We start from the raw sequence: 23,378 nt of genomic DNA on the forward strand, positions 1-23,378 counted from the left end.
AGCGCGTCCGCCATGTCGCGGTACGCGTCCTCGTCGACGTTGGGCCAGTTCACCCCCACCAGGTCGAGCAGCGTGTCCGCCCAGTCCGGCACCGTCACAGCCATGATCGAATCTCCCCCGTACACACAGGCGTTCGCAGAACGCAAGTGTGAACACCCTGCCATCTCCCGGGAAATCCGACAACGCGGCCCCGGTGACCCGCCCTGGCGTTCCCGACTGCCCGTCAGTCCTCCGCGTACGCGATGTCGTACGGAGTGCCCGGAGGCGTCATGAGTCGAAGGGTCCGCTCGGCCTCGGCGGTGAGGGCGGTGAGCGTCGCGCGCGTCAGGCGCGTGAAGGGTTCGAGCGTGAGGGTCGTGCGGTCCTTGGCCTCGTCGAGGCGCCAGATGCCGGCGAGGAGGCCGTCGACGAGGAACGTGCGGTGCGCCTGGTTGCCGGTCCAGGTGCGGCCGTGGTGCTCGGCGGGGACGACGCGGGTGCGGTCGGCGTGCGAGAGGAGCAGGTTGTCGAACTCGGGAAGGAGGCGGGGCGGCGCGGGGGTGTCCTCGTCGGGGCGGGGCGCGTCGGGCAGGTCGAAGAGCTCGGTGCCGCGCTCGTCGCGGAAGACGAGGAGCTCGGCCCGCAGCCGCTCGAAGGCCGGACGGAGGCGGGTGAGACCGCACCACGTCTGCATGTCCTGGACGGAGGCGGGTCCGAAGGCGCCGAGGTAGCGCCGCACGGTCTCGTCGACCGCGGCCGCCTCCCCGTCGGGGCCGTCGAACCACACCCGGGTGGTGGTGAGCGCGACCTGCCCGCTCCGTCTCCACAGGCCGCGCGGGGTGACCTGCACCATCAGGAGCAGGCAACGGGCGGCGATGGTCAGCGCCTGCGGGTCGGCCTCGGGCCACTCCACGAGCAGCCGCTCCCGCAGCTCCTTGGGGGTGCGGGGCCGCTCCTCGACGTACTCGGCCGCCAGGGCGCTCAGCCGGTCGAGGTCGACGCCGTCGAGCCCCTTGCGGAACATCTTCAGCTCGCGGTCGATGGCCCCGGCCTGCACGAGCCTGCGCAGGCCGACGGCGTCGCGTGCGGTGTGGGTGTGCACGGTCGACCGGAGCGAGACGATACGGGCGACGCGCCGCGACTCCATGAGCTCCGAGAGGTCCTCGGGCCGGAACCCCTCCAGGCGCGCGGCGAGCGCGTAGTACGGGGGCTTGGTGTTCTGGGCCTGAAGGCCGACGAGGTGCCCCACGGCCTCCTCCGCGCCCAGCGACGCGGGGCGCAGGAGCAGCTGCCGGTCGAGGGTGGCGCGGTTCAGCGCGCGGGTGCCGAGGACGGGGTGGATCGTCTTGAGGGCCATGATCGGCACACTAGCGACACTTGCGGACAGCTACCGTCCTCGATGCGCGCCGCCCACCGCCTGCGCGGCTGCCGCCCGGCAACAGGACGGCCTCGCCCCGGACGGCCGAGGCCGTGCGGCGGCGCAGCAGCGCGCACCCGGCGGCGAGGACCGGCGGTGACGTCGTCGCGGGTCGCCGCGCCGCGGAGCCGACGGGGCCGACGGGGCCGACGGGGGCGGTGTCGGCAGTGCCGGTCACGGAAGGTCCTCGCCGCCACCGGTCAACGGAGCTTGAGGGCCAGGGCCGCCAGCCGCTCCGCGATCAGGTCCGTCACCGTCTCGTGCCGGTCCACGAGGTAGAAGTGGCCGCCGGGCAGCGTGACCACCTCGAACGCGCCGGAGGTGTGCGCACGCCAGGCGGCCGCGTCCGCGGCCGAGACCTTCGGGTCGTCCGCGCCGGTCAGCACCGTCACGGGGCAGCCGAGCGGCGGCCCGGGCTCGTACCGGTAGGACTCCACGACCCGGTAGTCCGCGCGGATCACGGGCAGCGCCATGCGCATCAGCTCCTCGTCCGCGAGGACTCGCGGGTCGGTGCCGCCGAGTTCCGCCATCGCGCGCAGCAGGCCCTGGTCATCCATCCGGTAGGAGAACTCGGCGCGCTGGATGTCCGGCGCGCGGCGGCCGGACGCGAAGAACCGGACGGGCGGGTGTCCCTTCGCGGTCATCAGCCGGGCGACCTCGAAGCCGAGCAGGGCGCCGAGGCTGTGTCCGAACAGCGCGACCGGCCGGTCCGTCCACGGGATCAGCTCGTCCACGACGCGTGCGGCGAGTTCGGCGAGGGATTCGATCAGGGGCTCGTTCCGGCGTTCCAGCCGGCCCGGGTACTGCACGGCGAGCACGTCGACGGCCGGGGAGAGGGCCCTGGCCATGGGGACGAAGAAGGGGGCCGAACCGCCCGCGTGCGGCAGGCAGACGAGCCGGATCGGGGCATCGTTCGCCGGGCGGTACCGGCGGGTCCAGGGCGAGTTGCGGGCGCCGGGGGTGGTCATGCTGCTCCTCGGAGGTCGTGGGGTGGCGGGGGGGGACGGCAGGGGTGTCATCGTGCCGTCCCTCGGGGCGGCCCGTCACCTCGGCAGGGTCCGCCCCGAGCAGGCCGGGACGGCGTCCGGGTCGGTCACGGCCGCGTCGAGCGTCTCGAACACCCGGCGTCCGGACGCGAGGTCCTCGGCGCGACGGCCTCCACCACGGACTGTCCGTCGGCCGGTTCGGCGGCGTCCCCGGCAAGTGCTTTCTCCCACCGACGTCCGTCCGCCTCTCGGCCGCTATCCTGACAGCCCCGGCCGCGGGGCGTGCGGGGCGTGCGGGGCGTGCGGGGCGTGCGGGGCGTGCGGGGCGTCCGCAGTCATACCTCCGGATGCGCCGCTGGATACGGTGGGCGAGGAAACCCCGTGTCGCGGAGGTCCCGGCGGAGAAGAAGGGTGCGCGGTGATCGAGGCGTTGCTGCCGGAGAGCGTGGTCGTGGTGGAGAGCTACGGCCACACCGCCCCGGACTCGGAGCTGTACCCCGAGGAGGCCGCGCTCGTGAGCCGGGCGGTCGCCAAGCGGCGCCGGGAGTTCACGACGGTACGGGTCTGTGCGCGTCGGGCCATGGCGAAGCTCGGCCTGCCGCCGCAGCCGGTGCTGCCGGGCGAACGGGGTGCACCGGCCTGGCAGGCCGGGCTGGTCGGGAGCCTGACGCACTGCGAGGGCTACTCCGCGGCCGCGCTGGCGCACGGCGCCGACGTCGTCTCGCTGGGCATCGACGCCGAGCCGGCGGCACCGCTGCCCGACAGCGTGCTGGAGATCGTGTCGCTGCCCGCGGAGCGCGACCGGCTGGGCAGGCTGGCCGCCGAGCATCCGGGCGTCCCCTGGGACCGGCTGCTGTTCAGCACCAAGGAGGCGGTCTACAAGGCGTGGTCACCGCTGACGGGGAAGTGGCTGGACTTCTCCGAGGCGGACGTCGAGATCTCCGTGGATCCCGGTGAGCGGGCGTGCGGCGGGTTCCGTGCCGGGCTCCTCGTGCCGGGTCCGCGGGTGGGCGACCGCCGGCTCGAAGGGTTCGAGGGCCGCTGGACGAGCCGGCAGGGTTTCGTGGCGACGGCCGTCGCGGTGCCGCACCCCGCCTGACCGGACCGAGGCGGGGTCCGGGCGCCGAAGCGGGCCCCGGAACAGGCGTCGGAACAGGCGTCGGAACGGGAGCCGGAACAGGCCTCGGAACAGACGCCGGCGCGTGACCGGGAGAGCGGCGCCGGGCGGGTCCTTCTCCTGACCGCTGTCAGTACGTGCGCGACGGGCCCGCCCGTAGTCTGGCGCGCCACGACAGCGGGCCGGTCGCCCCGCCACGAGCCGTAGAGGACGCCTCGATGACGCCTGCGCTCCTGAAACTCGCGACGTGGAACATCGGGGGCGGAATCCTCGGTGCGTCGCATCAGCGCGACGGAGTTCCGTCGCTCGGCCACCACGCCTCGGTGCTGGAGGAACACGCGCCCGACGTGGTGTGTCTGCAGGAGGCGCACGACTACCACGGGCGCCGGGAAGGCCAGGCGGAGGAACTGGCGAGACGGGCCGGCTATCCGCACGTCGTGTCGTTTCCCGTGAGCGCCTCGCACATGGTCCGGGACGCCTCCCTGGCGCTCGGGATCCTGTCGCGCTTCCCCCTCGACGACGTGGTGTTCAAGCGGTTCCCCAATCCGGGCCTGGAGGGTTCGGGCCCCGGAGGCCGGCGCTGGACGCTGCACGACAAGGGGTACGCGGTCGGGTCGGTGGATCTGGGCGGCCGGCGGCTCGGCGTCGTGAACGGGCACTGCTTCCCGCTGCACCGCTTCGGGGCGAGCCCCACCGAGCCGCGGTTCGCGCCGATGTGGCGGATGCTCGCGGAGGACCTGCGGGAGATCGGCGGTGCGGGGACGGCCTTCGCCGGGGTCGACGCGAACCACGGGCGCCTCGGGGACCTGCTGGGCGACGTGATGGGCGCGGGGGGCTACCGGAGCGCGTTCGAAGGCACTCCGACGACGGCCAAGGGCGTCCAGAACGACCACGTTCTCTACGGTCGCGCGCTGCGGCTGCTCAGCACGACGGTGGCGGCCACGGAGTCCGACCACGCCTACTGCCAGGTGCGCGTTCAGGTGCAGGCGGAGGACGCGGGAGACGTCGGCATGATCCTGACCGGTGTCAGTACAGGCCCTTCCTGACGGTGGGTAGCTTGTGGCTCCGCCGCAACCCGCGAGTTGTGGGCACCAGGAATTCGCGCAGCAGTCGTGAGGAGCTCCCGACATGAGTCCACAGAATCAGATGGCGCCGGATCGCGTCGCGGCTCTGACCGAGATCTGGCGGGAGGTCCTCGGCAATCCCGAACTCGACGAGGAGTCCGACCTCTTCGAGAACGACGGGTCGTCGCTGCACGTCCTGCAGATCACCGGCAGGATCCACGACGCCCTCGGGGTCGACGTGAAGCTGCGCCACGTGTTCTCCCACGCCTCGCCGCGCAGCCTTGCGGATTTCCTGGAAGGCGAGCCGGGGCGGGGGGAATCCGGTGCCGACGGCGCCCGTTCGCAGGCCTGACAGGCGTCACGTGCCCGGAGGTGAGAGATGACGTCCCCGCAGGAGAAGGGGTCGGCGGGGCCGACCTCGCTGGCGGAAACGGCCCGGCTGACCGGCGAGTTCGCCGACTGGCACAACCTGCACTACATGGCGATGTGGCTCACCGGCGATCTCGACCTCGCCGCGCTGCGCGACGCGTGGTGGCGGGTGTGCCTGCGCCACGACGTGCTGCGCCGCACCTACCTGTCGCCCGAGGAGGCGTGCACGTACGACGACGCGCTGAGCGAGGTGGAGGTCCTCGACGCCGGGTCGGACGCGGAGGCCGTCGAGCTGATGACGCGCTTCGTCGGCGAGCCGTTCAGCCTGGACGGCCGGGGCTTCTCGCGCATCGCCGTCGTGCGGCGTGACGAGCGCAGGCACCTCTTCGGGATCGCGATCGACCACATCATCAACGACCTCGCCTCGTGGGCCCGGATCCGGTCGGACTTCACCGAGTTCTACAACCGGGCGCTGGCCGGCGATGCCGGTGACGTGTCGGGTGCGGGCAGCTACCAGGCCTTCGCCTCGGAGGAGCGCCGTCTGTTCGCCGGCTCCTGGGGAGCGGAGCGGCGCGCCTTCTGGGGCTCGTACGTCGACGAGTTCGGGACGGTCCCGCCGCCGTTCCCCGTCGGCACCGGGCACGGCGGCGAGTACCGGCCCCGGAGGATCACCCGGGCGCTTCCTGCGGACGCGAAGGCGCGGTTGCGGCGCTTCGCGCTGGAGGCCAGGGCGACTCCCTTCGCCGCGGTGACGGCCGGTGTGCTCGCGGCGGCCCCGGAGGTCACCGGCGAGGCCGCGCCGGGAATCTCCGTCAACCAGCACGGCCGCACGCTGCCCGGCACCTCGCGGACCGCCGGTCTCTTCGTGCAGACCGTGCCGCTGCACCTGGGACGGGAGCGCGGGAGCCGGATCGAGACGGTCCGCGAGGTGTTCCTCCGGACGCACGACGTCTTCGAGCACAGCATTCCGCTGCTCGTCGCGGGACGGTACTGGAACGAGACGCTGATGGTGCCGGACCGGCAGGCCGGACTGTACGTCAGCCTCAACGAGGAGCCGCCCTCCTCGTACGACCTGCCGCCGTTCACCGGGACCGAGGCCGAGTACGTGGAGTTGGAGATCCCCGGCGGGAAGCGCTTCCCGGAGACCGTGGTCGTCGGCTGGAACCTGTACGAGACGGGCCCGGAGATCGTCGCGCACTACAACGAGAGCCGCTTCCCCGGCGCGGCCGTGGAACAGCTCCTCGACGCGGCCGAGGCGTTCGCCCTGCCCGCCGGCAGCTAGGGAGGGAGTCCTGTGTACGACGACGAGGCACGCGCGTTCCGCGTGGTGCGCAACGACGAGGAGCAGTACTCGGTCTGGCCGGTCGGGCGGGAGCTGCCCGCCGGCTGGTCCGAGGCGGGGACGCGGGGCACGAAGGCCGAGTGCCTCGCCCGTCTCGACCGTTCCTGGACGGACCTGAGGCCCGCGAGTCTGCGGCGGAGCCTGTCCGTCGACGGGGGCCCGGCCGCCTGACGGCGACGGCCCCGACCGGCGGCGGCGCGCGCACGGCGCGCCGCCGCCCTCTCCTGTCCGGCCGACATCCACGCACAGGCGCGGCCGGGCGGCCCTGGCGCGGCCCGGCCCCTGTGCCCACCGATCCGCACGGCGTGCGGAGCGATCTGGGGACCACTTGCTGATGACTTCATTCACCGGGGCCTTCTGGCGCAGCGGCGACACCGGGTTCGCCGACGCCGCGACCTCGCGCCTCTTCAACCACCGGCTGCCGTCGAGGCGCCCCGCGGCGGTGCTGCGCGCGGCGGACGCCGCCGACGTGGCGGCGGGGGTGAGGCTGGCGGCGGCCGAGGGCTGGCAGGTCTCCGTCCGCTCCGGCGGGCACAGTTGGCCCGCGTGGTCGCTGCGCGAGGACACCCTGCTCGTCGACCTGGCCCTGTTCACCGGCATGGCGTACGACCCCGCCGACGCGACCGTGGCGGTCGGTCCCGCGGTGCGCGGCGGCCTGGACCTGGACCCGTACCTCGCGCAGCACGGCCGGTTCTTCTCCGTGGGCCACTCCCCCACCGTGGGCATGGGCGGCTTCCTGCTGCAGGGCGGCATCGGGTGGAACTGCCGCGGCTGGGGCTGGGCCGCGGAGTCCGTCGAGTCCATGGACGTGGTGACGGCCGGGGGCGACCTCGTGCGGTGCTCCGAGACGGAGAACGCCGACCTGTTCTGGGCGGCGCGCGGCGCGGGCCCCGGCTTCTTCGGCGTGGTGACCGGGTTCCGGCTGCGCACCCGCCCCCGGTTCAGGGAGCTGACGCAGTCCTCGTACGTGTACCCCGCCGAGCTCGCTCCCGAGGTCCTGGCCTGGTACCTGGCGGCGCGCGGCGAGGTGCCGGCCTCGGTCGAGCTCGCCGCCGTCGGCTGCACCCCGCCCGGTTCCGGCGCCCCGGTGGTGATCGTCGACGCCCTGTCGTTCGACGGCGGGCCGGCGTCGCTGGCCGCGCTCGACACCTGCCCGGTGGCCGGGAAGGCGTCGGCGACCACGGTCGCCCGGCCGGTGGGGTTCGCCGAGCTGCAGGCGGCGCAGCTGCGGGCCAACCCCGACCACCACCGCTACTTCGCGGACAACGCCTTCCTCGCCGGTGACGCCTCCGAACTGGTCCCGGCGCTGGTGCCCGCCTTCGGCGGCCTGCCGACGCCCAGGACGTTCACCGTCCTGGGCGACTTCACCCCGCTGCGCTCGCGGCCGGCGCCGGACATGGCCCTGTCCGTGGGGACCGACCTGTACTTCGCCGCGTACGTGATCGGCGAGACCCCCGGCGAGGACGCGCGGTGCCGGGCGTGGCTGGACGCCACCATGCGCCGCGTGGCCCCCGCGTCCGCCGGCTGCTACCTGGGGGACAGCGACCTGACGGTCAGGCCCGACCGGATCATGTCCGACGCGGCCTGGTCGCGGTTCCGGCGGATCCGTGCGGACCGTGACCCCGACGGGCTGTTCCCCGGCTACCTGGGCGCGCCCGCGCAGTAGGCGGCGACGCGCGACGCCCGGGGGGCCACCGCACCGAGTGCGGTGGCCCCCCGGGCGTCTTCGTGCGGGGCGGTTCCGTCAGAGCAGCCGGGCGAGCTCGGCGACGGTCGGGTTGCGGACCAGGGCCTGGGCGCGGAGTTCCACGCCGAGTTCGGTGCGGATCCTGGTCCTGAGCCGGGTGGCGAGGAGCGAGTCGCCGCCCAGGGTGAAGAACCCCTCGTCGATGCCGACCCGTTCGAGGCCCAGGATCTCGGCGAAGACGGCGCACAGCCGGTGTTCCTCGGGCGTGCGGGGGCCCCGGCCGGTGCCGCCGCCGTAGTCGGGGGCCGGGAGGGCCTTGCGGTCCAGCTTCCCGTTGGGCGTCAGGGGCAGTTCGGGCAGCGTGACGAAGGCGGAGGGCACCATGTAGGCGGGCAGTGCCGCGCCGACCCGGCCGGCCAGCGCCGCCGGGTCCGGTGTCCGTCCGGCGGCCGGAACCACGTACGCCACCAGGCGCTCGTCGCCCGGCCGGTCCTGCCGGACGATCACCACGACCCGCGCGACCTCGTCCTGCCGGGCCAGGACGGTCTCGATCTCGCCGAGTTCGATGCGGTAGCCGCGTACCTTCACCTGGTCGTCGGTGCGGCCCACGAACATCAGGACGCCGTCGCGGGTCCAGCGGGCGAGGTCGCCCGACCGGTACATCCGGGCGCCCACGCCGTGGAACGGGTCGGGTACGAACCGCTCCGCGGTCAGCGCCGGGTTGCCGACGTAGCCGCGGGCCAGCCCCTCGCCGCCGAGGTACAGCTCGCCGACCGTGCCGGGCGGCACCGGTTCGAGGTGCTCGTCCAGGACGTACACGCGCCTGTTGTCCATCGGCGTGCCGATGGGGACGTCGCCGGTCAGCCGGTCCGCCCGGTCGACGCTGTGGTGGGTGACGCACAGCGTGGCCTCGGTGGGGCCGTACTGGGGGTGGACGACGAGGCCGGGGGCCGCTTCGAGCACCTTGCGCACCGCGACCGGGGAGATCGCCTCGCCGCCCGTGTACACGCGGAGCATGCCGGCGAAGGCGGACGCCGAGTCGTCGGCGATGCTGCGGAAGAGTCCGCCGGAGAGCAGGGCGCCGGTCACGCCGTGGCGTGCGACGAGTTCCCTCAGGCCCTGGGCGTCCAGGTCCCCGGGCGGCGCGATCACCAGCCGCCCGTTCCTGAGCAGCGGCAGCCAGAGCTCGCCCGACGACACGTCGAAGGCCAGCGGCGAGTGCACGAGCATCCGCGCCACGGCCGCCTCGTCCCAGGAGCTGTCGAGCGCCATGCACACGACGCTCCGGTGGGGCACCAGAATGCCCTTGGGGACTCCGGTCGAGCCCGAGGTGTAGAGGATGTACGCGGCCTGCTCGGGCAGCGGCGCGCGGTCGGGGTTGCCGGTGGCCGCCCCTTCGGCGTCGTCCGCCGTGACGAGGAGCGTGGCGGTGGCGCCCCGCGCGGCCTCGTGGTGGGCGTGGGTCGTGTCGGTCAGCAGGATTCGGGCGTCCGCGGCGGCCATGACGCCGAGCATGCGGTCCGCCGGGTGGGCCGGGTGCAGCGGGAGGTAGCAGCCGCCGGCCTTGAGGATGGCCAGGACCGCGACGATCTGCTCCGGGGAGCGGTCCATCAGGATGGCCACCGGCTCCTCGGTCCGGACGCCCGAGCCGATCAGGCGGTGGGCGAGCGCGTTGGCCCGGGTGTTCAGTTCGGCGAAGGTCAGCGACCTCTCGCCGCACACCAGCGCCACGGCGTCCGGTGTCTCCAGGACCCGGTCCTCGAACCGCCGGACCAGCGTGCCCTCGCCGATCTCGCGCTCCGCCCCGCTCGACGTCTCCAGCCAGGCCTTGCGTTCCGCGTCGGACAGCAGCTCCACGCGGGACAGGGCGGTCTCCGGCGCGGTCGCGAACGCCGTCAGCAGCAGGACCAGCCGGTCCGCGAGCGAGACGGCCGTCGCACGGTCGAAGAGGTCGGTGTCGTAGGCGATCTCGGCGGCGATGCCCGCCGGCTCCCCGTCGCCCCGCCGGCGCCCGGTCAGGGTGACGGCGAGGTCGAAGGCGGACGGGTCCGTCGTGGCGCTCCCGTCCGTGACCTCGTCGTCGACGTGGGCGCTCACCTGGACCAGCGGGCTCCGGCCCGCGTACGGGGCGAGGTCGACGATCTCGGCCAGCCGTTCCGCGGGCACGTCGTGCGCCGCTCGCGCCGCGTCCTCCGCGTCCCGCACCCGGTCGAGGAGTGCGCGTGGCGTCGGGTCGCCCGAGGCGTCGATGCGTACGACGAGGTGACGGGCGAGGAACTCCGCCGCGTCGCCCCGCGGCACCCCGGGTCGCGGCGCGGCGGGAACCGCGATCGGGAGGTCGGTGCCGGCCCCCAGCCGGGCCAGCAGGGCGGCCACGGCGGCCCGGACCGTCGTCCCCACCGTCACCCCGGCCTCCCCGGCCGCCGCGAGCAGGGCCCGGTGGACCTCGGGAGCGATGCCGAACCGGTGCGACTCCCTCACCGAGGAGACGTGAGCCGGTCGCGGACGATCCGTCGGCAGGGCCAGTTCGTTCGGTAGCGACGCCAGAGTGCGCGCATTGCGTTCCATGAGCAGTGCGGCCCCGTCCGTGGTCGTCGACATGCCGTCCTCCATCCAAGTGGTAGTGATGCCCGGCAGCGGCATCAGCAGGGGCTCTCGCTCTCGCTGATGAACCTGACGTGCCGTTCGTCTCGTTCGTCGAACGCGGGCGCCACCGTGAGAACCATCTCCATCGCGCCGAAATAGAAGATCCGGGTGTTCGGCGGGACGGTGATCAGGTCGGTGGCGTCGACGGCGACGGGCTCGCCGTCCAGGTGGAACACGCCCTGACCACTGACGATGTAATAGGTGTAGGAACTCCTGGTGTTGAGGAATTCCTGGAAATGGCCTCGCTCGACGTTCACGCGCACGACCGTGGCCGCCGGGTCGTCCTGGCCGTAGACCGTCAGGTCGATGCCGTGCTTGGTGAACCTGTCGGCTTCCTCGACCGTGTGCCGGTACTTGGTCATCGCCCCGTTCCCCCGTCGTCAGCCCCGTACGCCGGTGGGCTGCCGGAGGCGCTCGGCCGAGGCGGCCCCGAGTTCGAGCGGCGACGAGAACTCGAAGACCAGGCTCGTCGGCGGCCGCCAGCCCGCGAGCGACTCGTAGTGCGCCAGCAGCATCGGGACGAGCAGCGAGTAGCCGCCGACCTGGAAGAAGTCGTCGTCCTCGTCGATGTCGTCGCGCTCCAGGACGTGGCGGAACGCCTGGAGCCACAGCGACGCGGAGCCCTCCGGGCCGGCGGCCGGCCGGGCGGCCGCCACGGGCGGCTCCACCTCGGCGGCCGGCGCGAGGGGGTCCTCCTCGGTGTCGTGACCGGCGGCCGGCGGCGCGACCACGGCCGGCGCGAGGCTGCCGATCGGCTCGTGCGGACGCTCGACGTACGCGCGGAGCAGGTCTTCGAAGCCCGTGGCGAGCAGCTCCACGTGCTCGGGTGCGAAGACCTGCGTGGAGTACTCCCAGACCAGTTCGTATCCGTGCTCGCCGCCGGTGCCGTGGAGGACCTTGCCGGGCATGACCACGACGCTGAGGTCGAACTTGGTGCTGTCGGCGCCGACGGCGATCTGCATGTCGACGGAGAGGCCGGGGACGTCCATCGGGGGGCAGGGCGCGTCGTGCATGGCGAACATGATGTTGAAGAGGGGGTTGCCGAGCCCCTTGCTGCTGCGCCCGGTGGCCTTCACGAGCTCCTGGATCGGCGCCGACTCGTGGTCGATCGCGTCGAAGACCGCCTCCATGGCCTCCGTGGCGACCTCGCCGCCCGGGGCGCCGGGGTCGATCGCCAGCCGGAGGGGAACGGCGCCGACCATCATGCCCACCGTGCGCTCGAAGCCGGGGGGACGGTTGGCGAACGGCATGCCGATGACCAGGTCGTCCTGACCGGAGTGGCGGCGGCAGAGCTCGCCGTAGACCGCCAGCAGCGTGGCGAAGACGGTGTTGCCGCCTTCCTTGGCGACCGCGCTGACCCGGGCCATGAGGTCGGCGGGAATCGCCTGCCGGAACTGGCCTCCGCGGTGGTCGAACAGGGCCGACCGCCGTGAGCCGATGCCGGGGAAGTCGACGGTGAACCGGGCGCCTTCGAGGCGCTCCGCCCACCACGCGACGTCGGCGGCGACCCGCGCGCGGTACTCGTCGGAGTGGGTATGGGCGACGTACTCCTCGTAGGAGGGAGCGGCTTCCGCGACGAACTCCCCGCCGGTCACCTCGGCCGCGTACTGCCGGAACACGCCCGCGAGGAACTCCACGGTGGAGCGGCCGTCGTGCACCAGGTGATGCTCGGTCATGAAGAGCTGCCAGTGGCTGTCGGCCAGGCGCACCAGCGTCCAGCGGACCAGGGGCGCGGTCTGCAGGTCGAACTCGGCGAGCACCTGCCGGCGGAGCAGCTCCGCCCGCCGCTCCTCGGAATCCCCGACGCCTCGCAGGTCGTGTTCGGGAATCTCTATGCGGAGGTTTTCCACGACTTCCTGGAAGGCGATCGCAGAGCCTTCGTCACATATCCGTATCCGCATCGCGTCATGGCGCCCCACCGCGTCGGACACGCATCGGCGGAGCACCGTGGGGTGGATTTCACCGTGGAAGTCGACGACCGCCGTGGCGTGATAGGCGCGGCTGTCGGGAACCACCTTCTGCTGCAGCCAGACGATTTGCTGTGAGGCGCTGAGCGGGAACACTCCAGGTCTCCTTTTGGTGCGACTGGTGCCGAGTATGCAGGCGCGCCGGTGGCATTCCGGTACTGATACCTGTCAGTACTTCGGCCGGGACGCGACGGGGGCCGGCCCGCACCCGTGCCCGCCGCCGACCTGGCCGACCGCCGCGGGAGGGGCGCGCCGGGCCGTTCGTGCCGTCCTCCCGTCCGAGCCCTGACCGATGTCAGTACGGGTGGCTGTCGCGGCTCACTAACGTGCTGGGCACCGGAGGCCGTTGCCGTCGGCCCGTGCGGTGCCGCGCCGGTCCTCCGTGACGCTCCACAACGCGTGCGTTTTTCTCGTCGGTTGATTGATCTGGAATCCAGGCCGCCCCTACGTTCGGCCGGAAAGGCTGGCACCGTGACGGAGAAGGTCGAGGCGGTCCGCGGTCCGCGGTCGCGTGGAGTCGGGCCGGTACGGCCGCTCCCCGACCGCCGTGTCCACGAGCTCTTCGAGGAGTGCGCACGCGAGACGCCGTCGGCTGTCGCCGCCGTGCACCGCGGGACCCGCTGGACCTACGCGGAGCTCGACGCCGCCGCGGACCGGGTGGCCGGGGCGCTCCTTGCGGCCGGGCTCCGGCCCGAGGGCGTGGTGGCGGTCATCAGCCAGCGCTCGCTCGACTGGCTGGCCGCGATCCTCGGCATCTTCAAGGCGGGCGGCGTCTATCTGCCGATCGACCCGGCGTACCCCGACGAGCGCATCGCCGACCTGCTGCGCCGCAGCGGGACGCGGATCGCGCTGGTCGAGGCCGAGGTGTCGGCGCGTCCGCTCGAGGACGCGGCCGTCCGGGCACTCCCGCTGGCGCCGTCGGCGGTCCTCGCGGCCCGTCCGGAGCGCGTCGCGGAGGACGCGCTCGCCTACATCTACTTCACCTCCGGTTCCACGGGCGCGCCGAAGGGCGCCGCCTGTGAGCACGCCGGCATGCTCAACCACCTGCTGGCGAAGGTGGACACCTTCGAGCTGGAGTCCGGCACCGTCGTCGCGCAGACGGCGTCCCAGTGCTTCGACATCTCGCTGTGGCAGGCGATCGCGCCGCTCGTCGTCGGCGGCAGCACCGTGATCATCGACCCCGAGCTGATGCTGGACGTCCCCGGCCTCCTCCGGCTCCTCGCCGAGGAGAACGTCGGCGTCCTGCAGCTCGTCCCGAGCTACCTGGACGTGATCGTCACCCGGCTGGAGGGCGGCGACCCCGCACCCGGCTCGCTGCGGATGCTCGGCGTCACCGGCGAGGCCGTGAGCCGGCAGGTGCTCACCCGCTGGTTCAAGCAGTGCCCCGAGGTGCCGGTGGTCAACGCGTACGGCGCCACCGAGGCGTCGGACGACACCACGCACGAGGTCATCCGCTCCATGGCGGAGGACGACCAGGTCACCGTGGGCGTGCCGATCGCCAACGTCCTCGTCGACGTGATCGGCCCGGACGGACTGCCCGTGCGGGACGACTCGGTCGGTGAGGTCACGTTCTCCGGCGTCTGCGTCGGCCGGGGCTACATCAACGACCCCGAGCGTACGGCCGAGGCCTTCGGGGACGACCCCGTCCGGCCGGGTCTGCGCCGCTACCGCACCGGTGACTACGGGCACTGGCTGCCCGACGGCCGGCTCCGGTTCGTCGGCCGGCGGGACGAGCAGGTGAAGATCAGCGGCGTCCGGGTCGAGGTCGGCGAGGTCGAGGCCCAGCTCCTGCGGGTGCCCGGGGTCCTGTCGGCGTGCGTGATCGTCATGCCGGACGGCGTGAGCAAGCGCCTGGCCGGTTTCTACACCGCCGAGCAGGCGATCCCGGCCGTCCGCGAGCTGCTGGCCGAGCGGCTGCCGCTCCAGCTGGTCCCGCGGACGCTGCGCTGGCTGCCCGAACTGCCGCTCACCGACAACGGCAAGGTGGACAAGCGCGGCCTCGCCGACCTCGAGACCAACAGTGCGAGCGGCAACAGCCTGACGCCGCCGCGGACGGACACCGAGCGGCGGATCGCCACGGTCTGGGCGGAGGTCCTGGGCCTGCCGCTCGACGAGGTCGGCCGCACCGACGACTTCTTCGCGTTCGGCGGCGGTTCGCTCGCCGCGGTCCGGCTCGTCGTGCAGCTCGGCGGGCTCATCTCCCTCGTGGACCTGATGGCGAACCCGGTGCTCGCCGATCTGGCGCAGGCCGCCGACGGGGCCGGTTCGGAGGAGTCGCCGCTCCTGCAGCCCCTCTCGGTTCCCGCGACCGCGACCACGGCGCTGGTGTGCGTGCCGTACGAGGCGGGCAACGCGCTCAACTTCGAGGCCATGGCCCGGGCGCTGGCCGCGTCGGACGTGGCGGTGTACGCGGTGGAGCTGCCCGGCCACGACATCGCCAGGCCCGACGACGAGCTCGTCGGCGTCGACGCGATCGCCGACCGGCTGGGCGAGGAGATCCGCGAGCGGATCGAGATCCCGGTGGCGCTGTGGGGCCACGGCGCGGGCGTGGCGCTCGCGCTGGAGACCGCCCGCGCGCTGCGGACCGCCGGTGCGCCTCCGCGGCACCTGTTCCTGGCGGCGGCCACCGGACAGGACTCCGGCGGTGACCCGGTCGCGGCCGGGTCGGCGGACATCGGCGCCTGGCTGCGCGACGCCGGCGCGCTCACCGACGTCGACCAGTCGCGGTCGAGCCGCACCGAGCTGATCGAGCGGGCCTACCTGCACGACCTCGGCGAGGCGGAGCGCTCGCTCGGTGCCTTCGCCGGGACCCTCGACGTGCCCGCCACCGTCATCGTGATCCCCCGGGCGCCCGGCGAGGGCGGCGCCGCGGCCCGCTGCGCGGACGTGCTGCCCGGGGCGCGTACCACCCGGATCGAGGACGCGGGCCGCTACCTCGTCCGCAGCCACCCCGCCGCGGCGGCGGAACTCGTCTCCGCGACCCTCGCGGACGCGGCGCAGGGCGGTACCCGTTGAAGCTGACCGGCCGGCTCACGGCGACGCCGGACGACTTCGTCCGGCAGGAGTTCCTCGAACCGCAGTTCCGGCACGAGGTCGTCCACCTGCTGCCCTGGTACGTGCTGATCGAGAAGGCGCTCCTGCGGGAGTACCGCCGTCTCGGAGTCCTGTCGGCCCGGCAGGTGGAGCGGCTCGCGGAGGCGCTCGGCGGGCTGACCCCGGAGGTGCTCACCGCGGGTGCGGGGGCGGCGCTCACCGACATCGCGCTGGCGATGGAGAAGCGGGTGGCGGAGGTCCTGCCGGAGCCGGTGCCCGCCTGGCACGTCGACCGCAGCCGCAACGACCTCCAGGCGTGCGCCCAACTCCTCTACGGGCGGCACCAGGTGACCGAGGTCGCGGCGATGCTCGGGGAGCTGGCCGAGGTCGCGCACGCGCGCGCGTCCCAGGACGTGACCTCGCCTATGCCCGGGTACACGCACCTCCAGGCGGCGCAGATCATCACGCCGGGCTTCTACCTCAGCGCCGTGGCGGAGCACGCGCTGCGCGTCTCGTCCAGGCTGCTCGCCACCTACGACCGGATCAACTTCTCGCCGCTCGGCGCCGGTCCCATGGCCGGGCAGGAACTCGCCTGGGACCGCGACTGGCTGGCGACGGCGATCGGCTGTGCGGGCCCGGTCCCGCACGCGCTGTCCGCGGTCGCCTCGCGGGAGTGGCTGCTCGACGTCGCCGCGGACATCGCCTCCGCGGGCGTCGGGTTCAGCCGCGTCCTGACCGACCTCATGGCGTGGTCGTCGAGCGCGTACGGGCTGGTCGAGCTGCCGGACGAGCTGGCCGGCATCTCGGCGGCCATGCCCCAGAAGAAGAACTACCCGATCCTGGAGCGGCTGCGCGGCCGTACCGGTCATCTGACGGCCTTCTACGTCGACTTCGCCACGGGCCAGCGGAACACCCCGTACAGCAACATGGTGGAGGTCTCCAAGGAGGCGGGCCTGCACGCGGGCAACATGTTCGGGGCTATCCGCGCGGTGCTGACCGGCTTCACCCTGGTCGTCGACCGGCTGGAGTGGCGCACCGACCGGATGCGCGCCGTCTGCGAGGAGGACCACTTCGGCGGCTTCGGCCTGGCCAACGAGCTGACCCTGCGGGCCGGCGTGCCGTGGCGCACCGCCCAGGTCATCGCCGGCCGGTACGTGACCGCGGTGCTCGCCGGGGGCGACGGCCACGCCGGGCACACCGACCCGGCGGCGCTCGCCGACGCGGCGCTGAAGGAGGGGCATCCGCTGGACGACCCGGCCTCGTACCTGACGGGTTCGGCGGACGTGGACGCGCAGCTGCGCGCGAAGGTGTCCGCGGGCTCGACCGGCCCCGACGCCGTGGTGGCGCTGCTCGCCGAGCAGCGCCGGCGGCTCGACGCGCTGACGGCGGAGTGGGACGCGCGCCGGGTTGCGGTCGGGGACGCGATCGCGGCCACCGACGCCGCCGTGGCGCCGGCGGCCGGGGGAGCCGCATGACGAGCCGGCAGCTCATCCAGCCGACGGCCGGGCGGCACGCCTCGCCCGCCCGGGCCGTCGCGGTCAGTTCCGCCTTCGGCACCTTCGGGGAGCTCCTCCAGGGCGCGCTGCCGGACGGGGGGCCCGACTTCCTGGTGACCCTGCCGATCGCCCGGTGGGCCACCGCGACGTTCGAGTACCGGAGCGCGTACGACGCGGTCGAGGTGTTCCCGGCCACGAAGACGAAGGCCCGCAGGGTCGCCGAGGCCGTTCTCGCGCGCTACGCGGACGGTGGCGGGTGCCTGCGGCTCGACGGATCCCTGCCGGAGGGCAAGGGCCTGGCGAGTTCCTCGGCCGACCTGGTGGCGACGGCGCGGGCGGTGGCGAGCGCCGTCGGCGTCGACCTGCCGGCCCGGGTCATCGAGGACGTGCTGCGGGAGATCGAGCCGACGGACGGCGTCATGTATCCGGGGGCCGTCGCGTTCCGGCACCGCGACGTCGAGCTGCTCGACCGGCTCGGCGCGCTGCCGCCGATGACCATCGTGGGCATCGACGAGGGCGGCACCGTGGACACCGTCGCGTTCAACAGGATCCCGAAGAACTTCACGGCGGCGGAGCGGGACGAGTACGCCCGGCTCCTCGACGACGTGCGGACGGCGGTGCGGGCCGGTGACGCGGCCGCGATCGGCCGGGTCGCGACCCGCAGCGCCCATCTGAACCAGCGCCTCTGCCGCAAGCGGACCCTCAGCGCGATGACCGCCCTCAGCGCCGAGATCGGCGGGGTCGGCGTCGTCACCGCGCACAGCGGGTCGACGATCGGGCTGCTGCTGCCGCACGACGTCCCCGGTTTCCGGAGCCGGCTGGCCCAGGCCATCAACCGGTGCGGTCAGCTCGTCCACCGCGAACGGGTGCTCTGCTACCAGACCTTGGCTTCGAGCTGAACAGGAAGCGGAACAAGCAATGATCTACAACGACCTCGTCGAGGCCATCGGGCACACCCCCCTCGTGCGGTTGCGGGCTGCGCCCGCGGACGTGACGGTGGCGGCCAAGCTCGAACTGCAGAATCTGTTCGCGATGAAGGACCGGGTCGCCCGCCAGGTCGTTCTCGAGGCCCGCGAGAACGGGGTCCTGGCCCCGGGCGCGCCGATCATCGAGAGCTCCTCGGGCACCATGGCGCTGGGCCTCGCGGTGGCGGGCCACGCGCTCGGCCACCCGGTGCACATCGTCACCGACCCCCGCATCGACGCGATCACCCTGGCGAAGCTGAGGGCACTCGGCTGCTCGGTGCACGTGGTCGACGCGATGACGGCGAACGGCTGGCAGAGCGCCCGTCTCGAACGGCTCGCCGCGCTGCGCGACGCGTACCCGGGGGCGTTCTGGCCGCGCCAGTACTCCAACCCGCAGAACCCGCTCGCCTACGCCGCGCTGGCCAGGGAGCTGGTGGCGGACCTGGGCGGCGTCGACGTCCTCGTCGGCGCGGTCGGCAGCGGCGGCTCCCTGTGCGGGACCGCCCGCGCCCTGCGGCGGGAGTTGAAGGCCGCGGGGCGGACCGAGCCGCTGCGGGTGATCGGCGTCGACGCCGTCGGCAGCGTCCTGTTCGGCCAGCCCGACCAGCCGGGACGCAAGCAGAGCGGCATCGGCAACAGCCTCGTGCCGGGCAACCTGGACCACGCGGAGATCGACGAGGTCCACTGGCTGAACGACCACGAGGCGTTCGTCGCGACCCGTGACCTCGCCCGCGAGGAGGGCATCTTCGCCGGGAACTCCTCCGGCTCGGTCTACCGGGTGCTGAGGCACCTGGCCACCACCGTCCCCCCGGGCACCCGCGTCGTCGGCATCTTCCCCGACCGCGGCGACCGCTACGTGGACTCGATCTACGACGACGGCTACTGGGACCGGGCCGGCCTCGCCGCACTCCCCGTGCGCAGCGAGCCGTCGGAGGTCGCGTACGGCACCGAGGTGGACGGCTGGGCACGGGCCGAGGTGCCCTCCACGCCGCGCAGGCGCCTGGTGTTCGTCGAGTCGAACACGACGGGCACCGGCATGCTCGCGCTGTCGCGTGCCCGGGACCTCGGGCTGGTGCCCGTCCTGCTCACCAGCCGTCCCGGCAGGTACCCCGGCATCGGCGAGGCCGACTGCGAGGTCATCCGCTGCGACACCAACGACCCCGACGCGCCGGCGGCGGCCCTGCGCGCCCGCTTCGACGTCGGCGAGCTGGCCGGCGTGACGACCACCAGCGAGTTCTACCTGGAGGCGGCCGCCGCGCTGGCCGCGACGCTCGGCCTGCCCGGCAACCCGCCCGCGGCGGTGGCCGCGTGCCGCCGCAAGTCGGAGACCCGCCGGCTGCTGACGGACGCCGGACTGCCCCAGCCGGTCTCGGTGGCCGTGACCCGGGAGGCCGAGGTCGCCGAGGCGGTCGCGGCCACGGGACTGCCGTGCGTCGTCAAGCCGGCCGCGGACTCCGCGTCGACGGGGGTGCTGCTGTGCACCTCCGTCGAGCAGGCCCGGGACCACGCCGCGAAGCTCCTCGCGATCACGCACAACGTGCGCGAGCAGGCGGTCGCGAAGGAGGTGCTGGTCGAGGAGCTCGTCGAGGGAACCGAGTTCAGCGTGGAGACGATCTTCGCCGACGGCGAGCTCCACCTGGTCGGCGTCACCCGGAAGTCGGTGTCGGCCCCGCCGTCGTTCGTCGAGCTGCGGCACGCCTTCCCCGCTCCGCTGGGCGAGACCGCGTCCGCCGAGATCGAGCGGGTGGTCAGGGCGGCCGTCGGGGCGGTCGGGCTGCGCCACGGCGCCTGCCACACCGAGCTGCGGCTGACGCCCGCCGGGTCGACGGTCATCGAGATCAACGCCCGGCTCGCGGGGGGCATGATCCCCGAGCTGATCCGGCTGGCGGGCGGCCCCGACCTGCTGACGCAGCAGCTGCGAGCGGCGGCCGGGCTGCCCGTCGAGCTCCCGGGCGGAGCGCTGACCCCGACCGGCGTCGCCTTCCTCACGAGCGCCGAGGAGGGCCGGCTGGCGGGCCTGGACGGCCACGAGTCGGCCCGGCGCCTGCCCGGGGTGGCGGAGGTGCACGTCGCGCGCCGGCCCGGCGACCCCGTCCGGCCGGCCACCGACGCCTATGACCGCATGGGCTACGTCATCGCCTCGGCCGACTCGGTCGAGGAGCTCGACCGGACGCTCGATTCAGCGCTGGACCGCATCACTGTCCGATTGACGAACGACTGAGCCGGGACGGGTCGACATGATCGAAATGCGAAGCGACACCTTCACGCTGCCCACCGAGCAGATGATGTCCGCGATGGCACGAGCCGCCCTCGGGGACGACGTGTACGGCGAGGACCCCACGGTCAACGGGCTTGAGGAGCTCGCCGCGAAGAGCGTCGGCAAGCCCGCCGCCTGCCTGATGCCCAGCGGCACCATGGCGAACCTCGCCGCCCTCATGGTGCACGTGCCGCGCGGGGGGAAGGTGCTCGTCGGCAACGAGAGCGACATCTACCTGTACGAGGCCGGCGGGGCGAGCGTCTGCGGCGGCATCATGTACGAGCCGATACGCACCCGGCCCGACGGGACCCTGGCGCTGGAGGACCTGGCCGCGGCGCTTCCGCCCGACCCCGAGGACTCCCAGTTCGCGCTGCCGGGCCTCGTCTGCGTGGAGAACACCCACAACAGGATGGGAGGCCGGCCGCTCGCTCAGGAGTACCTGGCCGAGCTCCGGCGCTTCGCCACCGGGCACGGCCTCCCGGTGCACATGGACGGCGCCAGGATCTTCAACGCCGCCGTGGCCACGGGCGTGCCGGCGGCGGAGATCGCCGCCCACGCGGACTCCCTCCAGTTCTGCCTGTCCAAGGGCCTGTCGGCGCCCATCGGCTCGATCCTGGCCGGAGAGGCCGACTTCGTCGAGAAGGCGCGGCGCGTCCGCAAGATGCTCGGCGGCGGCATGCGCCAGGCCGGCGTCTTCGCGGCGGCCGGGGCGGTCGCGCTGACCTCCATGGTCGACCGCCTCGCCGACGACCACCGGCTCGCGGCGCGGTTCGCGGCCGGGCTCGCGGAGATCGACGGCATCGAGATCGACCCCGGGTCCGTCACCACGAACATCGTCCTGTTCCGGGTCACGGCCCCGGGCCTGGACGACGACCGCTTCCTGCGGGCCGTCCAGGAACGCGGCCTGGCGATGGGGGAGTTCGGCCACGGACGGATCCGGGCCGTCACGCACCGCGGACTCGGCGCGGACGACGTCTCCGCCGCCGTGGCGATCGTGGCGGACGTGGTGCGCGGGGCGCGGTGAACCGACGGGTGCGGGGCCGGTTCCGGCCCCGCACCCGCGCGAACGGGAAAGGCGGCGGGCGCCACGCGCCCGCCGCCTTTCCCGTGCCCGGGCGCACTCCCCGGCCGCCCCGCCCCTGGCCGGGGTGCTCCCCCGCCCGCCGTCCTTCCGGTGGCTGCGGGCCCCTCCGCCGGGCTTCCCGTGACCGTCGGCGCTCCTCCGCCGGCCGCACAGGCGAAGGGCCGACGGCGTCGTCGCCGTCGGCCCTCCTGGGTGCTTCCCCGGTCGTGCGCCGGGCGGGCGAACCGGCTCAGCGCCGGGTGCCGACCGAGCGTGAGGCCCCGTCGAACAGGGCCGCGATGCCGTCGTCGTCGCAGGTGTCCCAGAAGGAGCCCACCAGGTCCTCGACCTCGTTCATGGAGTCCGCCTCGAACAGGAGCGGCTGGTACGTGGTGATGTCGTACTTGACGTCGACGAGGCCCTCGATGGACAGCGGGCGGAACTCGGCGCCGCGGAAGTGGTCCAGCTCCCCGTAGGAGGAGACCAGTGTCGCCCCGTACGCCTTGCGTTCGCCGCGCTCGCGGACGACACCGCACTCCAGGGTGAACCAGAACACCTTGCCGATGAACTGCAGGGCCTCGTCGGTCTCCACGCGGTTGGCGGCCTCGCCGGCGAGCCGGTACAGGCGGACGAACCGGTCGTTCGCCAGGACGTTCCCGTGGCCGACGAGGTCGTGCAGCATGTCGGGGTCCTCGCTGTACAGGGGGGCGCGAGGGTGCCGGATGTACTGCGTCGAGCGGAAGACGGAGTTCGCGAGACTGCCGCAGAACTCCTTCAGCGGCACGAGGGTGGCGGCCGACTGGAGACGGAACCCGGATATCGAGCTCAACCGTGCGCTCACGTCACGGAGTTGGGGGACGTGATCCAGCGGGATGGCCAGCGCCTCCGCCGATTCGAGGTACTCCGCGGCCGCGTCCACGCGGTGCCGGGCGTCGAGGGCGGCACAGGCCAGCCGCCACACCTCGTGTTCCCAGTCGACGTACTCGACCACCGGGACGGGGCCGTCGAGGGTGACGCCGGCCGACAGCGCCGCGATCTCGTCGCGGCGCTTCTCATAGGCGGTGTCGGTGACGTGGTCGCGAGGGCCTTGCATGACAATCACTCCAATTCGAAGGGGAACGCGTGGGGGATCCGCCGGCGCGACGCGGGCGCGGGCGCACCCGGACCGCCCCGGGACGACGACCTCCCGGGCCGCCCGGCCGCCGGAGGCACGCCGTGGGGCGGGGTCGCCGGCCGGGCGCCCGGCCGGACCGGGGGGGGCGCACTCCGCCCGGATCACGCGCCCTCCACCTCGTCGCGGCGGGCGGCACGCAGGGTCAGGCGGCAGGAAGACCGAGAACGCTGTGCTCGACGACTTCGGAGGTCATGTCGAGGACGCCCGAGAGCGAACGCATCATGCGCGTCAGCGAGGCGCGGAGCTCCCCGGCGGGTTCGCCGAGCAGAACGGCGCTGACCACGAGCTCCAGGACGAGGCGGTCGTACTCCGCCGACGGGGACGCGTAGCGCGGGGCGTGCCCCTCGACGACCGCGTGCGAGATCCTCCAACCCCCGCCGGCGAGCGGCCGGAAGGAGGCTTCGTAGATGCCGTAGCCGGTCTCGCTCCGGTACAGGTGGAGGGTGTCGTCGAGGCAGCGGGATCTCCACTTGGATCCGTCGCCGGTACGCGGTCCACCCGCCTGGATGCGCTCCCGGTCCCGGTCGGACCAGAGGCGCCGGGGCAGCGCCGGCATGACGCGGGGCGTCACGAGGGGACGCAGGTCGCCGGCGGGCGTGGACGGTGTGCTGTATCCGTGGGAGGGCATGCGATCACCAGGGAAGTCCGGTCGGGGTGAGGTCGTGGAGTTCCGCCTCCAGGGCATGAGTTGCGGCTGCGCGGCGCCCCGGGCACGGTGTCCTGTTCAGATGGTCATGTCTTCGGCGAGCTTGCGCAGCGCGAGCCGGTCGACCTTGCGGTTGGGATTGAGCGGGAAACCGTCCAGGTGCACATAAC

Annotated in this window: 19 protein-coding genes; 11 read left to right on the forward strand and 8 right to left on the reverse strand. The window is 73.5% G+C overall.

Annotated elements, in window-relative coordinates; all coding sequences use genetic code 11:
• Positions 1-223: 223 nt before the first annotated feature.
• From AC067A_RS36805 to AC067A_RS36815, 3 genes are read right to left on the reverse strand one after another with little or no spacing between them, the layout of a single operon-like run.
• Positions 224-1,336 carry a winged helix DNA-binding domain-containing protein gene (locus AC067A_RS36805; protein ID WP_479247901.1) on the reverse strand — a complete coding sequence of 371 codons (1,113 nt, stop codon included), beginning with the start codon at positions 1,334-1,336 and terminating at the stop codon, positions 224-226.
• Positions 1,337-1,346: 10 nt separating this feature from the next.
• Positions 1,347-1,574: a hypothetical protein gene (locus tag AC067A_RS36810; protein ID WP_479247903.1), complete on the reverse strand. Its 228-nt coding sequence runs from the start codon at positions 1,572-1,574 to the stop codon at positions 1,347-1,349.
• Between the two features lie 22 nt (positions 1,575-1,596).
• Positions 1,597-2,364 (reverse strand): thioesterase II family protein, encoded by a 768-nt coding sequence (locus AC067A_RS36815; RefSeq protein ID WP_479247906.1) that lies wholly within the window; start codon positions 2,362-2,364, stop codon positions 1,597-1,599.
• A 436-nt stretch (positions 2,365-2,800) separates the two neighbouring features.
• Between AC067A_RS36815 and AC067A_RS36820 the strand changes: the two genes are divergently transcribed.
• From AC067A_RS36820 to AC067A_RS36845, 6 genes are all read left to right on the forward strand, one after another.
• The gene (locus tag AC067A_RS36820) at positions 2,801-3,481 is read left to right on the forward strand and encodes a 4'-phosphopantetheinyl transferase family protein (RefSeq protein WP_479247909.1); all 681 of its coding nucleotides are present in this window, start codon (positions 2,801-2,803) and stop codon (positions 3,479-3,481) included.
• Positions 3,482-3,717: 236 nt separating this feature from the next.
• Complete coding sequence (locus AC067A_RS36825; RefSeq protein WP_479247913.1) at positions 3,718-4,545, forward strand: endonuclease/exonuclease/phosphatase family protein; 828 nt, start codon at positions 3,718-3,720, stop codon at positions 4,543-4,545.
• Positions 4,546-4,627: 82 nt separating this feature from the next.
• Positions 4,628-4,915, forward strand: a complete 288-nt coding sequence (locus tag AC067A_RS36830) for an acyl carrier protein (protein ID WP_479247915.1) — start codon at positions 4,628-4,630, stop codon at positions 4,913-4,915.
• A gap of 27 nt (positions 4,916-4,942) precedes the next feature.
• Positions 4,943-6,214, forward strand: a complete 1,272-nt coding sequence (locus tag AC067A_RS36835; protein ID WP_479247917.1) for a condensation domain-containing protein — start codon at positions 4,943-4,945, stop codon at positions 6,212-6,214.
• 12 nt (positions 6,215-6,226) lie between these two features.
• On the forward strand, positions 6,227-6,445 hold the full coding sequence (locus AC067A_RS36840; RefSeq protein ID WP_479247919.1) for an MbtH family protein: 219 nt from the start codon (positions 6,227-6,229) through the stop codon (positions 6,443-6,445).
• Between the two features lie 163 nt (positions 6,446-6,608).
• On the forward strand, positions 6,609-7,940 hold the full coding sequence (locus tag AC067A_RS36845; RefSeq protein ID WP_479247921.1) for an FAD-binding oxidoreductase: 1,332 nt from the start codon (positions 6,609-6,611) through the stop codon (positions 7,938-7,940).
• A gap of 78 nt (positions 7,941-8,018) precedes the next feature.
• On the opposite strand, the gene AC067A_RS36850 is transcribed toward AC067A_RS36845, so the two are convergent.
• Genes AC067A_RS36850 through AC067A_RS36860 form a run of 3 tightly spaced genes read right to left on the reverse strand, consistent with a single transcriptional unit; the run spans position 8,019 to position 12,670 of the window.
• A complete protein-coding gene (locus AC067A_RS36850; RefSeq protein WP_479247923.1) occupies positions 8,019-10,562 on the reverse strand; it encodes a non-ribosomal peptide synthetase in 2,544 nt (847 codons plus the stop codon).
• Positions 10,563-10,603: 41 nt separating this feature from the next.
• Positions 10,604-10,969 (reverse strand): cupin domain-containing protein, encoded by a 366-nt coding sequence (locus tag AC067A_RS36855; RefSeq protein ID WP_479247925.1) that lies wholly within the window; start codon positions 10,967-10,969, stop codon positions 10,604-10,606.
• 18 nt (positions 10,970-10,987) lie between these two features.
• Complete coding sequence (locus AC067A_RS36860) at positions 10,988-12,670, reverse strand: condensation domain-containing protein (protein ID WP_479247929.1); 1,683 nt, start codon at positions 12,668-12,670, stop codon at positions 10,988-10,990.
• A 375-nt stretch (positions 12,671-13,045) separates the two neighbouring features.
• Here AC067A_RS36860 and AC067A_RS36865 point away from each other — a divergent pair, with 375 nt between their 5' ends.
• Genes AC067A_RS36865 through AC067A_RS36885 form a run of 5 tightly spaced genes read left to right on the forward strand, consistent with a single transcriptional unit; the run spans position 13,046 to position 21,349 of the window.
• Entirely contained in the window at positions 13,046-15,589 is a 2,544-nt protein-coding gene (locus AC067A_RS36865) for an amino acid adenylation domain-containing protein (protein WP_479247932.1), read from the forward strand.
• The gene (locus tag AC067A_RS36870; RefSeq protein ID WP_479247936.1) at positions 15,586-17,082 is read left to right on the forward strand and encodes a lyase family protein; all 1,497 of its coding nucleotides are present in this window, start codon (positions 15,586-15,588) and stop codon (positions 17,080-17,082) included. The genes AC067A_RS36865 and AC067A_RS36870 overlap by 4 nt, the downstream gene beginning before the upstream one ends.
• A complete protein-coding gene (locus tag AC067A_RS36875; RefSeq protein WP_479247939.1) occupies positions 17,079-18,002 on the forward strand; it encodes a GHMP family kinase ATP-binding protein in 924 nt (307 codons plus the stop codon). Before AC067A_RS36870 ends, AC067A_RS36875 begins: the two co-directional genes overlap by 4 nt.
• Positions 18,003-18,021: 19 nt before the next feature.
• On the forward strand, positions 18,022-20,289 hold the full coding sequence (locus tag AC067A_RS36880; protein ID WP_479247941.1) for a pyridoxal-phosphate dependent enzyme: 2,268 nt from the start codon (positions 18,022-18,024) through the stop codon (positions 20,287-20,289).
• 16 nt (positions 20,290-20,305) lie between these two features.
• On the forward strand, positions 20,306-21,349 hold the full coding sequence (locus AC067A_RS36885; RefSeq protein WP_479247943.1) for a GntG family PLP-dependent aldolase: 1,044 nt from the start codon (positions 20,306-20,308) through the stop codon (positions 21,347-21,349).
• A gap of 289 nt (positions 21,350-21,638) precedes the next feature.
• On the opposite strand, the gene AC067A_RS36890 is transcribed toward AC067A_RS36885, so the two are convergent.
• Both AC067A_RS36890 and AC067A_RS36895 read right to left on the reverse strand, forming a co-directional pair.
• Positions 21,639-22,481, reverse strand: a complete 843-nt coding sequence (locus AC067A_RS36890) for a phenylalanine 4-monooxygenase (RefSeq protein WP_479247946.1) — start codon at positions 22,479-22,481, stop codon at positions 21,639-21,641.
• Positions 22,482-22,704: 223 nt separating this feature from the next.
• Positions 22,705-23,190, reverse strand: coding sequence for a hypothetical protein (locus AC067A_RS36895; RefSeq protein WP_479247947.1), 486 nt, complete (start codon positions 23,188-23,190; stop codon positions 22,705-22,707).
• Positions 23,191-23,378: the final 188 nt, after the last annotated feature.

It is taken from the genome of Streptomyces sp. NPDC043176 (genome assembly GCF_056436715.1).

Bases quoted from the DNA above. Each gene is read 5' to 3' on its own strand.
- AC067A_RS36885 (WP_479247943.1), top strand. From the start codon at position 20,306: ATGATCGAAATGCGAAGCGACACCTTCACGCTGCCCACCGAGCAGATG.
- AC067A_RS36855 (WP_479247925.1), bottom strand. From the start codon at position 10,969: ATGACCAAGTACCGGCACACGGTCGAGGAAGCCGACAGGTTCACCAAG.
- AC067A_RS36825 (WP_479247913.1), top strand. From the start codon at position 3,718: ATGACGCCTGCGCTCCTGAAACTCGCGACGTGGAACATCGGGGGCGGA.
- AC067A_RS36835 (WP_479247917.1), top strand. From the start codon at position 4,943: ATGACGTCCCCGCAGGAGAAGGGGTCGGCGGGGCCGACCTCGCTGGCG.
- AC067A_RS36845 (WP_479247921.1), top strand. From the start codon at position 6,609: ATGACTTCATTCACCGGGGCCTTCTGGCGCAGCGGCGACACCGGGTTC.
- AC067A_RS36805 (WP_479247901.1), bottom strand. From the start codon at position 1,336: ATGGCCCTCAAGACGATCCACCCCGTCCTCGGCACCCGCGCGCTGAAC.
- AC067A_RS36815 (WP_479247906.1), bottom strand. From the start codon at position 2,364: ATGACCACCCCCGGCGCCCGCAACTCGCCCTGGACCCGCCGGTACCGC.
- AC067A_RS36890 (WP_479247946.1), bottom strand. From the start codon at position 22,481: ATGCAAGGCCCTCGCGACCACGTCACCGACACCGCCTATGAGAAGCGC.
- AC067A_RS36880 (WP_479247941.1), top strand. From the start codon at position 18,022: ATGATCTACAACGACCTCGTCGAGGCCATCGGGCACACCCCCCTCGTG.
- AC067A_RS36830 (WP_479247915.1), top strand. From the start codon at position 4,628: ATGAGTCCACAGAATCAGATGGCGCCGGATCGCGTCGCGGCTCTGACC.
- AC067A_RS36850 (WP_479247923.1), bottom strand. From the start codon at position 10,562: ATGTCGACGACCACGGACGGGGCCGCACTGCTCATGGAACGCAATGCG.
- AC067A_RS36875 (WP_479247939.1), top strand. From the start codon at position 17,079: ATGACGAGCCGGCAGCTCATCCAGCCGACGGCCGGGCGGCACGCCTCG.
- AC067A_RS36895 (WP_479247947.1), bottom strand. From the start codon at position 23,190: ATGCCCTCCCACGGATACAGCACACCGTCCACGCCCGCCGGCGACCTG.